At 35.8% G+C, this 12,692-nt stretch carries 12 protein-coding genes; 7 read left to right on the top strand and 5 right to left on the bottom strand.

All coding sequences use genetic code 11. The annotated features are described in order from the left end of the window. Window positions 1-79 precede the first annotated feature (79 nt). Both IHE43_RS16375 and IHE43_RS16370 read right to left on the bottom strand, forming a co-directional pair. Window positions 80-487, bottom strand: coding sequence for a DUF1634 domain-containing protein (locus tag IHE43_RS16375; RefSeq protein WP_192184895.1), 408 nt, complete (start codon window positions 485-487; stop codon window positions 80-82). Next, entirely contained in the window at window positions 474-1,310 is an 837-nt protein-coding gene (locus tag IHE43_RS16370; protein WP_192184894.1) for a sulfite exporter TauE/SafE family protein, read from the bottom strand. The genes IHE43_RS16375 and IHE43_RS16370 overlap by 14 nt, the downstream gene beginning before the upstream one ends. Window positions 1,311-1,590: 280 nt before the next feature. Here IHE43_RS16370 and tnpA point away from each other — a divergent pair, with 280 nt between their 5' ends. From tnpA to IHE43_RS16355, 3 genes are all read left to right on the top strand, one after another. Beyond that, window positions 1,591-2,052 (top strand): IS200/IS605 family transposase, encoded by a 462-nt coding sequence (tnpA, locus tag IHE43_RS16365; RefSeq protein ID WP_192184893.1) that lies wholly within the window; start codon window positions 1,591-1,593, stop codon window positions 2,050-2,052. Between the two features lie 299 nt (window positions 2,053-2,351). Beyond that, entirely contained in the window at window positions 2,352-2,834 is a 483-nt protein-coding gene (locus IHE43_RS16360) for a TlpA disulfide reductase family protein (protein ID WP_192184892.1), read from the top strand. Window positions 2,835-2,837: 3 nt separating this feature from the next. Continuing rightward, window positions 2,838-3,449, top strand: coding sequence for a thioredoxin family protein (locus tag IHE43_RS16355; RefSeq protein ID WP_192184891.1), 612 nt, complete (start codon window positions 2,838-2,840; stop codon window positions 3,447-3,449). A 78-nt stretch (window positions 3,450-3,527) separates the two neighbouring features. Here the strand turns inward: IHE43_RS16355 and IHE43_RS16350 are convergent, their stop codons facing one another. From IHE43_RS16350 to IHE43_RS16340, 3 genes are all read right to left on the bottom strand, one after another. Continuing rightward, window positions 3,528-3,821, bottom strand: coding sequence for a DUF3861 domain-containing protein (locus tag IHE43_RS16350; RefSeq protein ID WP_192184890.1), 294 nt, complete (start codon window positions 3,819-3,821; stop codon window positions 3,528-3,530). Window positions 3,822-4,077: 256 nt separating this feature from the next. Further along, entirely contained in the window at window positions 4,078-4,809 is a 732-nt protein-coding gene (locus tag IHE43_RS16345; RefSeq protein ID WP_192184889.1) for a LytTR family DNA-binding domain-containing protein, read from the bottom strand. Next, entirely contained in the window at window positions 4,809-5,852 is a 1,044-nt protein-coding gene (locus tag IHE43_RS16340) for a sensor histidine kinase (RefSeq protein WP_192184888.1), read from the bottom strand. Before IHE43_RS16340 ends, IHE43_RS16345 begins: the two co-directional genes overlap by 1 nt. A gap of 266 nt (window positions 5,853-6,118) precedes the next feature. On the opposite strand from IHE43_RS16340, the gene IHE43_RS16335 reads away from it, so the two are divergent. From IHE43_RS16335 to IHE43_RS16320, 4 genes are all read left to right on the top strand, one after another. Further along, entirely contained in the window at window positions 6,119-7,282 is a 1,164-nt protein-coding gene (locus tag IHE43_RS16335; RefSeq protein ID WP_192184887.1) for an efflux RND transporter periplasmic adaptor subunit, read from the top strand. A 7-nt stretch (window positions 7,283-7,289) separates the two neighbouring features. Continuing rightward, window positions 7,290-10,457 (top strand): efflux RND transporter permease subunit, encoded by a 3,168-nt coding sequence (locus tag IHE43_RS16330; RefSeq protein ID WP_192184886.1) that lies wholly within the window; start codon window positions 7,290-7,292, stop codon window positions 10,455-10,457. Window positions 10,458-10,475: 18 nt separating this feature from the next. Then, window positions 10,476-11,882: an efflux transporter outer membrane subunit gene (locus tag IHE43_RS16325; RefSeq protein WP_192184885.1), complete on the top strand. Its 1,407-nt coding sequence runs from the start codon at window positions 10,476-10,478 to the stop codon at window positions 11,880-11,882. Between the two features lie 330 nt (window positions 11,883-12,212). Beyond that, entirely contained in the window at window positions 12,213-12,692 is a 480-nt protein-coding gene (locus IHE43_RS16320) for a hypothetical protein (protein ID WP_192184884.1), read from the top strand.

Below are 12,692 nucleotides of genomic sequence, written 5' to 3'. Positions count from 1 at the left end.
TTTAGCTTAAGATTATAGGTAATAGGCTTTAAGCTTTTTTGGAAGCCTATAGCCTATAGCTTACAGCCTAAAGCGATGACTAATGAGAGAAGCCAAACGAAACACTGATCAAAATAATCAGGATAACAATCAGCGTAATAACAACATAAAGATAATCTTTCTCCAGAAGGAAAGAAAATAAAGAAAGCAAAACGCGAAATACAGGTGTCAGAAAAAGCAAAATGATTCCGAAGAAGATCAGTGATTCACCTTTTCCCTGAATAACACCCTGATAAACATCAGAAACCACTTCAAATATATTTCGGTCATTTTCATGAAAGACAGCGTAATTTTCAATATCTGTACTATGTCCCATCAAATAAACGATTCCCCCAATAAAAGCGACTGATAATGAGATCCAAACGCCGTAGCGCAATAAATTTCCTATTATGGTTTGAAAATCTTTTTCTCCGAATTTTTCTTGCTGCATACTGTTAGATTTTTCCATTTAGTCCGTTATAAATCATATTTACTGCCAAAACAAAAATCAGGCAGGCAAAAAAGATCCTTAGTTTTTTAGGGTTTGTTTTTACCAATACTTTTGCTCCGGCCATAGCACCAAACAAAACGCCAATAACCACCGGCATACAAATTCCGGGCTCAATATAGCCTTTCTGAATATAAATTACAGAACTCGCCATTGCCGTAACACCCATCATAAAATTGCTGGTTGTAGTTGAAACTTTAAACGGAATCTTCATAATATTATCCATTGCAATTACTTTAAAAGCACCTGAACCAATTCCGAGTAAACCCGACATCATTCCGGCAATTCCCATCATACTGAAACCACCAATTACATTTTTGGTTCCATAACGGATGACTTCACCATTATGCGAGGGATAAGTGCCCTGAAGTCTTAGTTTTTTGGCTAACGGACTTGATTCCAAAACAATATGTTCTTCTTTTTTTCGAAGGGAATTAATCGCAGAAAAGATCAAAGTCATACCGAATAAAACGGCAATAAATGAAGTAGGAGCAATAGTTGAAAGAAGTGCGCCGCAAACAGCCCCAATAGTGGTAGCAATTTCGAGGAAAATTCCCAAACGCATATTGGTAATTCCTTCCCGCACATAAGCAGCGGCAGAACCGGAGGAAGTAGCGATTACAGAAACCAAAGCGGCACCGATGGCATAATGAATATCAACTCCTAAAATGACAGTTAAAAGCGGAATAATAATGATACCGCCTCCTAAACCTGATAATGAACCAATAAAACCTGCTAAAAAAGCACCAAGAAGCATAATCAGGGTAAACGTAAGTACTGTCATTCGGATCAATTTTGTTTTTGCTAATTTACGAATTGATATTTGGTAAGGAAATGTTTAGGTGCTTAAAAAGTCCTTAAAAAAGCGAAAACGATTTAATTAATAAGAAAAAAACATGCTATTATCTTATTTTAATATTGATGTAATTTATGCGGGAAAAGATTAGAAATGTTCTACCCTAATTTTGTTGTATGTTTTTTGTTCCGTAGGAACATTTCATCGGTAGAAAAAAATATCATTAGAGCACGTTCCGTAGGAACGTTTGATTAAACACAATAAGAAAATGGCCAACACATACACACAGTTGCATATACAATTCGTTTTCGCTGTAAAATATAGAAAAGCATTAATCGATAAAGAATGGAAAGATAGATTACATCAATATATAACAGGTATAATTCAATCAAATAATCATAAAATGCTTTGTATAAATAGCATGCCGGATCATATCCATATATTTACTGGCATGCGTCCAACTCAATCTATTTCTTCGCTAATTCAAAATGTTAAAACAGAAACCAGCAAATGGATTAAAGAACAGAAATTGTCTTCCAGTTTTGCATGGCAGGAAGGATATGGTGCTTTTTCATATTCGAGAAGTCATGTGCAAAATGTAATTCGTTATATCCAAAATCAAGAGCAGCATCATAAAAAACAAACATTTTTGGAAGAATATCATAAACAGTTAAAAGCATTTGAGGTAGAATATGATCAACAATACATTTTTAAAGAACCAATTTTGTAATATCAAATATAACACCGGACGTTTCCACCGATGATAACGGATTATACCGATGAAATATTACCGATGAAATGTTCCGATGGAACATATTTTTTATACCAATGAATGTTACGATGGGACGTGATTTTTCTAACGACGAAATGTTCCGATGGAACATATTTTTTCTACCCATGAAATGTTCCGATGGAACATAATTTTATGTTTGCGATTAATTTCTCAGCATTAAACTTTTATTAACAACTCCGACAAAACTTATCGGTTATATTTGTAAGGCTCAATTCACAAATTAATCCTTTAATGGTATGACGAAAATTCAAAAAAATGCGATTTGCGCCTTTTTATTTTTGGCTTTTTCATTTTCGGCATACAGCCAAAATGTTAAACTGCTCAATATTGACCAGCTTAACGAAAGAGTAAAAAACGGAAAAGACAGTACTTATGTCGTTAATTTTTGGGCAACCTGGTGTGCGCCATGTATTAAGGAACTGCCTCATTTTGAAAAACTCCAAGCCGACTATAAATCGGAGAAAGTGAAAGTTTTGCTGGTAAGTGTTGATTTTAAATCAAAATTGAGTTCGGCTGTGCTGCCATTTGTTAAAAGAAAAAATCTGAAAAATGAAGTGTTTTTACTGAATGAAAGCAGCCCGCAGGAATATATTGACCGCATTGATCCTTCGTGGTCAGGCAGTATTCCGGCAACACTTTTCATCAAAGGCGATAAACGAAAATTTGTCGAAAGTGAATTTACCTATGAACAATTATTAACTGAATATAAAAAACTGTAAACCATGAAAAAAATAATCCTTTTAGTTATGCTGGCATTTTCTGCCTTTCTTTCGCAGGCGCAAAATGCAACTCTTAAAGCTGGTGATACTGCACCGGACTTTAAATTGAAAAATATTGATGGCAAAGAGGTTTCATTTGCCAGTTTTCCAAAGGCAAAAGGTTATATTGTCGTTTTCACCTGCAATACTTGTCCGTACGCTGTTGGTTATGAGCAAAGAATAATTGATTTGGATAATAAATTCAGACCGCAAGGATATCCTGTAATTGCGATCAATCCGAATGATCCTGAAGCTTCAACAGCAGATACTTTTGAAAAAATGCAGGAATTGGCCAAAAACAAAAAATATCCTTTCCCTTATTTATTTGATGCAGGACAAAAAATAACGGATCAATATGGTGCAAAGCGTACTCCGCATCTTTTTATTGTATCAAAAACAGCTAAAGGAAATGTGGTTGAATACGTAGGAGCCATCGACAATGATCCGGAAGGAAACAATGCACAAAAAACGAAATATGCTGAAGATGTGATTGCATCATTAAAAAGCAATCAAAAACCAGCGATTACACAAACAAAAGAAATTGGCTGTACAGTTAAGAGAAAAGCAAAAGCTTAATTTTAGTTGTCTTTCATTTATTTAAAAATCGCTTCAGATATCTGAAGCGATTTTGTTTTTGTCTCAATATTGTGCATATTACAAACTTTTCAATTTCTTCATAAATACGGGGAAAACCTCATTCAATTCATCAAAAAGAGGATTTTTGCGATGTTTTAATTTCATCTCTCCAAATAATTTTAATCCCAATGCAAATTGTATCGCTTCAGATTCATTATCAAATAGATTTTTTGCTTTTATTTTGTCAATGATATCAAATATTTCATCGTGATTGCCAAATTCTATTCCGAGTTCTTTTGCAGGTTGTGTTTCGCCGTTGGCGTATTCTTTTAAGCTTAATGTTAAGTAATATTTGTTTGATCTTTTTTCCATATGATTTGAGATTTATTATATAATTAAAAATAGGTGGGGCATGTATATTTCTAAAGATATTTATTCAATATTTAAAGCAGCTCCATAGGAGCGTTATGTTTATAGCTAATAAAATGTCATCGGATTCAAAGCTCCAGGGGAGCGATATGTATTGCGGGATATTTCGCCCCAATGGGGCTCTATTCTCACAGCGTATAAAATTCTATAAATATGACGTCCCGCTGGGACTTCGGCGGCGTTAATGTTTTAGATATTCTTATTTAATCCATTTATCTACAATTACTTTAAAAGTCTCTTTGTATTGTTCGCCGACAGTTATTTCTGTTTTATTGATGAAGATGGAGTTTTTGCTGATAGCACTTATTTTTTCCAGGGAAACAATAAAAGAGCGATTCATTCGCATAAATTTTGAAGATGGTAATTTTTCTTCAAGCGCTTTTAATGAAATCAGTGACATTAAAGCTTTATCTGAATTTTCAAGATGTACTTTTACATAATCTTTTAAACTTTCGATATATAAAATGTCTTTTAAATTCACTTTTACCCATTGATATTCTACTTTCAAAAAGATAAAATCATCTTCAGCATTTGTTGGCGGATGGTCGTTTGTAGTTTCTTCTGCAATCTGCAAAACTTTATTTGCGGCGCGTAAAAATTCTTCATAGCTAAAAGGCTTTAAAAGATAATCAACCGCATTAACTCTGTAACCTTCAATAGCATAATGATTATAAGCCGTTGTAAAAACAATTTTCGGTAATGATCCTGGCTGTTCCTGTAAAAGTCTTGCCAATTCCATTCCGGTTAAATTGGGCATATTGATATCTAAGAAAACTAAATCTGGCTGTTTTTCGCGAATTACACCCATAGCTTCAACCGCATTGTCACAACTGGAAATCAATTCCAAAAATGGGGTTTGCCCGATAAAATTTTCGACCAACTTTAATGCGAGAGGCTCATCATCAACTGCTATACATTTTAATGTTGTCATTATTCTAAAGTTATTTGCAGTTTTACATTATACATACCATTTTCGCCAATTTCGGCTTTTAGGGAATGTTTGTTCGGATAAATTAAATGAAGTCTTCGTTTTGTATTAGTCAGACCGATACCACCTTCATTTGTTGCAGAAGATTTTTCGAAATAGGTGTTTTCTACTTCAAAAGTAAGATCACTTCCATGTTGTGAAAGCGAAATATGTATTTCGCTTTTATCAGTAGCGTGAACACCATGTTTAAAAGCATTTTCTACTAAAGGTAATAATAACATCGGAACAATTGGATAATCGTGTATTTTTTCTGGAATATCAGTTGTAATGGTAAGCTTACTGTTGGCACGAAGTTTCATCAAAGCGATAAAATCTTTCATAAATTCGGCTTCTTTTAATAATGTAGTTCTTTCTTCTGTGCTGTAAAGCAGGTATCGCATCATGCGGCTTAATGTGTGAAGTGCATTTCGTGAATCTTCAATATTAGTATATGTAAGAGAGTAAATGCTGTTAAGCGAATTGAAAAAAAAGTGCGGATTAATCTGCGCTTTCAGCATCGCCAATTCGGCCATGGTTTTGTCCTGTTCTAATTTTTGTTTGTGTTGGGCGGCTTTTTGCCAATGCTGTAGCATGGCAAAGCTCGTGCTAATTCCTAAAACCAATAAGGTTAAACTGAAAACATAGTTGTCAAAATAATCATTTCGATATTTTTTGAATCCCAAAAGAGCGGCCAATTTGTTATGCAGATCGGTATTAGAATTATATAAATAGGAGACAAGCTGCATAGCGAAAATAATACAAAGCGCCCACAATAAAAACGGCGTTACTTTGTCTTTTATGATCGTTTTTGGAACTATGATTAAGGCATTATAATAAAAAACAATAATCAACAGAAATAAAACAATGGTCTGCCAAACCCAAAAAATGGTTGGAAGTACTATATTCCATGTCAGTGGTATGTAAAACAGCTGAATGTATCCTAATAATATCCAGGTAAGGATATGTATTACCGGAAACATATAAGGTTTGAAAAAATTAAATGTCATTATAATTTCTGATTTTAAGGACAATATTACTTTTTATTCCCTTATAAAATAAAACCAATCGCTCAAAATGAAATCACAATCCATAAAAAGCATTTTACAGCCGACGAGCCTTTATTAAACATACGGCTTTTAGCGAAACAACTTTTATCGGTTCTCAAGGTATATCTATCGATTGTGTCTGGGGCTTCGTCTATTTGAAAAATTTATCGTGAACTGTTTTAGTTCTTTTGCATATAATTAAATAGATAATCTCATATTTCATCAAAATGAATAAGCAATCTTTTTTTAGCATTCTTGCTGCGTCTGTTATCATCGCTTCTTGCGGAAATAAAAATGATAAATCGGCTCAGGCTGGTGGAGCGCCACAAGTTAAAGAATATAAAACACTGAATTTAGAACCTAAAACAGCGACTTTATATACTGATTTCCCGGCAACTATTCAGGGACAGCAAAATATAGAAATTCGCCCAAGGGTAGAAGGTTATATCGACAAGATTTTTGTCGATGAAGGCGCTGTTGTAAAAACGGGACAGCCTTTATTTAAAATTAGTGCGCCGGAATATGAGCAGGAGGTCCGAACTGCATCGGCAAGCATTAAAAGCGCTCAGGCTTCTGTTAGCGCTGCAAAATTGGCTGTTAATAAAGTAAAACCTTTAGTTGAAAAAGGAATTATCAGTAAATACGATTTAGAGTCGGCACAATATACTTATGAATCGGCGATGGCTACTTTAGCGCAGGCAAATGCAGCTTTGGTAAATGCTAAAACCAATTTAGGTTATACAACCGTAACAAGTCCTGTTAATGGGGTTGTAGGTTCTATTCCGTTTCGTTTAGGAAGTCTGGTAAGTTCAAATACAGCCGACCCTTTAACGACAGTTTCAAGTATAGGCAATGTCTACGCTTATTTTGCTTTAAATGAGAAAAAGCTTTTGAACTTTACGCAAGGTGACACGCCGGGAACTACGCTCGCGCAAAAAATAAAAAACATGCCTGAGGTTTCATTGCTTCTTTCAGATGGCTCACTTTATCCTGAAAAAGGAAGAGTTGAAACTGTAAACGGACTAATCAATACAGAAACTGGTTCTGTTACTTTTAGAGCGCGTTTTGCAAATCCAAAAAGTATTATCAGAAGCGGAAGCAGTACTACAATTCGAATTCCAAATGAAGTGAAAGAAAAATTGCTGATTCCACAAAGTGCAACATTCGAACTTCAGGATAAAATTTTTGCCGTTACAGTAGGAAAAGACGGAAAGACTAAAAACGTCAATATCACAGTTTTAGAAATTACAGCAGGTAATTATTATGTAGTTACCAGTGGCTTAAAAACAGGAGATCAAATTGTATTAGAAGGAGTAGCTTCTTTAAAAGACGGAAGCGAAATTAAGCCTCAAAATCAGAATCAGGAAACGGTATACGCCGATTTAAAATAGAAAAAAAATGTTTAAAATATTCATAAAAAGACCAGTACTTTCTACAGTAATATCGGTCATCATCGTAATTCTGGGTGTTTTAGGCCTCGTTGAGCTGCCTATTTCTCAATATCCTGATATTGCTCCGCCAACCGTAAACGTTTCAGCAAGTTATACCGGTGCCAATGCCGATGTAGTACTGAAAAGTATCGTAATTCCGTTGGAAGAGCAAATTAATGGCGTAGAGAACATGACGTACATGACTTCTACAGCAACAAATGACGGAAATGCGTCAATCAAAATTTTCTTTAAAGTAGGAACAAATCCAGATTTAGCAGCGGTAAACGTTCAGAACAGGGTTTCGAGAGCTACGAGTTTATTACCCGTAGAGGTAACGCAGGCTGGTGTAACGGTAACGAAGAGCCAGAGTAGTAACTTGTTGATTTTCTCTTTATACAGTGATGATAAGGCATATGATCAGACTTTCCTTCAAAATTATGCTAAGATCAACCTTGTACCTCAAATTCAGCGTGTTGTTGGAGTTGGAGATGTAACCGTTTTTGGCGCCAAAGATTATTCGATGAGAATCTGGTTGAGACCAGATATCATGCAGCAATATAAATTGATTCCGAGTGATATTTCGGCTGCTTTGGCAGAACAAAATATCGAAGCTGCACCAGGTAAATTTGGTGAGAATGGCGATCAGGCTTTTCAGTATGTAATTAAATATAAAGGTCGTTTAACAAGCCAGAAAGAATTTGGTGAAATCATCATAAAATCTGTTGGAAACGGTCAGATGTTGCGATTAAAAGATGTTGCTAAAGTAGAGCTAGGATCTCTAAGTTATGCCTCGACAATTAAAACAAATGGTGTTGAATCTGCGGCAATGGCGATTAGCCAGACTCCGGGATCAAACGCACGTGACGTAATCAATAATTCTAAAAAACTGATTGAAGACGCGGCGAAGAACTTCCCAAAAGGAGTGAAATATACCATTCTTGTAGACGTTAATGAAAATTTGGACGCTTCTATTGAAAAGGTAATTCACACCTTGATTGAAGCTTTTATATTGGTTTTTATCGTTGTATTTATATTTCTTCAGGATTTCAGATCAACGTTAATTCCGGCAATTGCAGTTCCTGTGGCGATTGTAGGAACGTTTTTCTTCCTGAGTTTATTTGGATTTACGATTAACTTATTAACGCTTTTCGCGATGGTTTTGGCTATTGGTATTGTGGTAGATGATGCTATTGTCGTCGTCGAGGCCGTGCATGCCAAACTGGATCATGGTTACAAATCGTCTAAGAAAGCAACAATCGATGCAATGGATGAAATCTCCGGAGCGATTATTTCGATTACGCTTGTAATGGCTGCGGTATTTATTCCGGTAACGTTTATTAACGGATCAACGGGAGTATTTTACAAACAATTTGGTATTACGTTAGCGGTTGCGATTATTCTTTCGGCGATTAACGCCTTGACTTTAAGTCCGGCATTGTGTGCTTTGCTTTTAAAACCGCATGCTGACGACCATAAACATAAAAGTTTTATTCAGAGATTTTATACTTCGTTTAACGTTGCATTTGATAATGTAACGAATCGATACAAACGTTCTGTTAGTTTTCTTTCTGTAAAAAAATGGATTGTATTGGCTGCTATTCTTATTGCCAGTGCAGCCTTGTTTTATATGATGAAAACAACGCCATCTGCGTTCGTTCCTGCGGAAGATCAGGGGACCGTTTTTGCCAACATTAGTTTACCGCCATCGGCTTCTATGGAGCGTTCTGATGTAATAGCCAAACGAGTTGACAGTATTGCCAAAACAATTCCGGGTGTTAAAAATACACTTCGTATTGTGGGACAGAATTTTACAGCCGGAGCGGGAAGTGCCTACAGTATGGTAATCGTGAAATTAGAAACGTGGGATAAACGTGACTTAAGCGTAAATGATGTAATTGGTCAACTTTTCGCCAAAACAAGTGGTATTCGTGAAGCTAATATTTTCTTCATTTCCCCGCCAACCATTCAGGGATTTGGACAAAGTGGTGGATTCGAATTTCAATTGCAGGATAAAGGAGGTCACTCAACAGCAGAATTCTATAAAGTGAATACTGACTTTCTAGAGAAACTATCAAAACGTCCGGAAATACAATACGCAACAACGCCATTTAATCCTGGTTTTCCACAATATATGATGGAAATTAATTTGGCTAAAGCCAAAGATGCAGGTGTTCCCGTAAACTCAATTTTATCGACGATGCAAGGTTATTATGGTGGATTGTATGCTTCGAATTTCAATAAATTCGGAAAACAATACCGTGTTATGATTCAGGCTTCTCCGGAATTTCGTACCAATACAGAAGGGCTGAATAAAATATTTGTCCGCAACAGTGCGGGAACAATGGCGCCAATTACGGAGTTTATAAAAATGACCAGAGTTTTTGGACCCGAATCGATTTCAAGATTTAACTTATTTACCTCTATTGCGATTACCGGAGCTCCAAACCCAGGCTTTAGTTCTGGAGATGCGATTAAGGCAATTCAGGAAGTGGCTGCAGAAAATTTACCAGCGGGTTATGGATATGAATTCTCAGGATTAACACGTGAAGAATTGGCTTCGGGAAGTGAGACAATCTTCATTTTTATATTGTGTCTGGTGTTTGTTTATTTCCTACTGAGTGCACAATACGAGAGTTATATTTTGCCTTTTGCGGTATTATTTTCGATTCCGTTTGGATTAGCAGGAGCTTATTTGTTTTCGATCATTTTCAAATTGAATAGTAATATTTACCTGCAGATTTCTTTAATCATGTTGATTGGGCTGCTGGCGAAAAATGGTATTTTGATTGTTGAATTTGCTTTGGACAGAAGACGAAAAGGAATGCCAATTGTACAATCTGCAATTGAAGGTGCAGTTGCGCGTTTACGACCAATTTTAATGACTTCTTTCGCTTTTATATTAGGGCTTGTTCCGTTGATGTTTGCTACGGGAGCGGGAGCTGTCGGAAATAAATCGATCGGAACCGGAGCGGTTGGCGGAATGTTAATTGGAACCATATTAGGAGTATTTGTGATTCCGATATTGTTTATCATTTTCCAGACTTTACAGGAAAAATTGAGTGGTCCGGCCAAAGAAAATTATGATGATGACGATGATGACGACGAAATACAATTGATAGAAGCTCATAAAGAGTAATAATTTAATTCAGAAGAAATGACTCATAGTTCAAATAAATATATTGTACTGCTACTGACAGCCGCACTTTTAAGTGCGTGCTCGATTACCAAAAAGTACGAACGCCCCTCAACAATTTCGACAGATAAGTTGTATCGTGATCAGGCTTCCGCCGATTCGACTACAATTGCGAATATGCCCTGGCAAACTGTTTTTAAAGATGAAAAACTAAATACTTTAATTCAGAAAGGATTAGATCAGAATCTAAATCTGAAAAACGCAATTGAAAACATTGTACAAGCGCGTGCTTCCCTACTTCAAAGTAAATTAGCCTATTATCCGACTCTGAATTTGGATGCTAGTGCAACTCGTACCAAACAGTCGGAAGCGGGATTAAATTTTCCAGCCGGAATCAATATTAATACGTTAACGACAACATATAAATTAGGTTTGAGTACGTCTTGGGAAGCTGATATCTGGGGAAAATTAAGCAGTTCTAAAAGAGCAGCTTTGGCGACTTATTTAGGCACCGATGCTGCCAGACAAGCGGTACAAACGCAATTGATTGCTGATATTGCTAATAATTATTTTTTATTATTGGCATATGATAAACAATTGGTAATTACACAGGAAACTTTAGAAAGCCGAATCAAAAATGTACAAACCATAAAAGATTTAAAAGAAGGCGCCATTGTTACAGGTGCAGCGGTTGTGCAAAGTGAAGCCAACCAACACGCGGCAGAAGTATTGATTCCGGATTTAAAACGTAATATTCGCGAGACAGAAAATGCGATTCATATTTTGTTAGGAGAAGCTCCCGGACCAATCGATCGAGGTGTTTTAGGAACTCAGGTTATTCCGGATAATCTTGCGATAGGTTTACCTTCTCAATTGCTTCAAAATCGTCCGGATGTCCGTCAGGCGGAATTTAATTTGAGAACGGCTTTTGAAATGACGAATATGGCTAAAACCTATTTTTATCCTAGTTTGACACTGACAGCAAGCGGTGGATTTTCGAACTTGCAATTGACAGACTTTTTTACCAATTCTATTTTTTATTCGCTAATTGGCGGATTGACGCAGCCACTTTTCAATCAGGGAATTAACAAGATGAGGTTGACAACAGCGCAATCGCAACAAGTACAGGCTTATAATAATTTCCAACAAAGTCTTTTAGTTGCCGGTCAGGAAGTTTCAAATGCTTTGTACGCTTATCAAATGGCGGCTGACAAAGAAGATTCAAGAGAAAAACAAATTGAAGCTTTAGAAAAAGCAGTTGATTATACACAGCAGCTTTTAGAGTACAGTTCAGCTACAAACTATACAGATGTTTTGACATCACAACAAAATCTTTTAGCCGCACAATTGAGTGGGGTTAACGATAATTTGCAAAAATTACAAGCGGTGGTTGATTTGTACCGCGCCTTAGGCGGAGGCTGGAAATAGATTCTTTATGCCGAAAAGCATTATTGGTCGATAAAATTAGCTGATCGGTATAAAGAATTATTCTGAAGTTAGACTTTGTTACTATTTTAGATAAATAATTCCAGTCAAAGAAAAAGATCTGAAGTTCCACACAATGATCTCTATTATTAAAAACATGACTAAATGAATAGCGCCTCGAGAAATTGAGGCGTTTTTTATTACCGCTATGTCGGTTAAAAAGTGCTCTCCGTCGATTGGTTTGATAGTTCTGTATAATGGATGCGATAAATGTAATTAATGGCACTACTTTCGATTAGTATTAAATGAATTTAATATTTAAAAATAAAAACGATGAAAAAATTAGTATTCGCCTTAGTGCTTTTTATGAGTGTATTTTTTGCTCATGCACAAGTTTCAATTAATGTAAATATTGGAACTCCTCCAAGCTGGGGACCGGAAGGAAATGACAACAGCAGATATTATTATTTACCGGATATCGATACTTATTATGATGTTGCTCAAAGTCAGTATATTTATGATAATAATGGCAGATGGATTCGTGATAAAAGGCTTCCGGCACAATACAGACGATATGATTTGTACTCGGGTTACAAAGTAGTTTTAAATGATTACAGAGGAGATGCTCCTTATTCGTATCACAAGAAACACAGAGAAAACTATCCAAAAGGATATCATGGAAAACCTCAAAAAAACAGAGGCAGTAAACCGGAGAAAAACAAATCAGATCACAAACAGAGAAATGAAAATTCGAAAAATTACAATGGAAATTCTAATAAAGATAAAAAACATTCCCACGATGATCATCATTAA

This window comes from Flavobacterium sp. MDT1-60 (assembly GCF_014844035.1).
Lineage (GTDB): Bacteria > Bacteroidota > Bacteroidia > Flavobacteriales > Flavobacteriaceae > Flavobacterium.
The sequence above is the reverse complement of the archived record's forward strand: the minus strand, read 5'-3'. Positions and strand labels throughout refer to the sequence as shown.

Coding starts and splice junctions, on each gene's coding strand:
- IHE43_RS16355 (WP_192184891.1), top strand. CDS start 2,838: ATGAAAAAAATAATCCTTTTAGTTATGCTGGCATTTTCTGCCTTTCTT.
- IHE43_RS16340 (WP_192184888.1), bottom strand. CDS start 5,852: ATGACATTTAATTTTTTCAAACCTTATATGTTTCCGGTAATACATATC.
- IHE43_RS16350 (WP_192184890.1), bottom strand. CDS start 3,821: ATGGAAAAAAGATCAAACAAATATTACTTAACATTAAGCTTAAAAGAA.
- tnpA (WP_192184893.1), top strand. CDS start 1,591: ATGGCCAACACATACACACAGTTGCATATACAATTCGTTTTCGCTGTA.
- IHE43_RS16360 (WP_192184892.1), top strand. CDS start 2,352: ATGACGAAAATTCAAAAAAATGCGATTTGCGCCTTTTTATTTTTGGCT.
- IHE43_RS16330 (WP_192184886.1), top strand. CDS start 7,290: ATGTTTAAAATATTCATAAAAAGACCAGTACTTTCTACAGTAATATCG.
- IHE43_RS16375 (WP_192184895.1), bottom strand. CDS start 487: ATGGAAAAATCTAACAGTATGCAGCAAGAAAAATTCGGAGAAAAAGAT.
- IHE43_RS16335 (WP_192184887.1), top strand. CDS start 6,119: ATGAATAAGCAATCTTTTTTTAGCATTCTTGCTGCGTCTGTTATCATC.
- IHE43_RS16320 (WP_192184884.1), top strand. CDS start 12,213: ATGAAAAAATTAGTATTCGCCTTAGTGCTTTTTATGAGTGTATTTTTT.
- IHE43_RS16325 (WP_192184885.1), top strand. CDS start 10,476: ATGACTCATAGTTCAAATAAATATATTGTACTGCTACTGACAGCCGCA.
- IHE43_RS16370 (WP_192184894.1), bottom strand. CDS start 1,310: ATGACAGTACTTACGTTTACCCTGATTATGCTTCTTGGTGCTTTTTTA.
- IHE43_RS16345 (WP_192184889.1), bottom strand. CDS start 4,809: ATGACAACATTAAAATGTATAGCAGTTGATGATGAGCCTCTCGCATTA.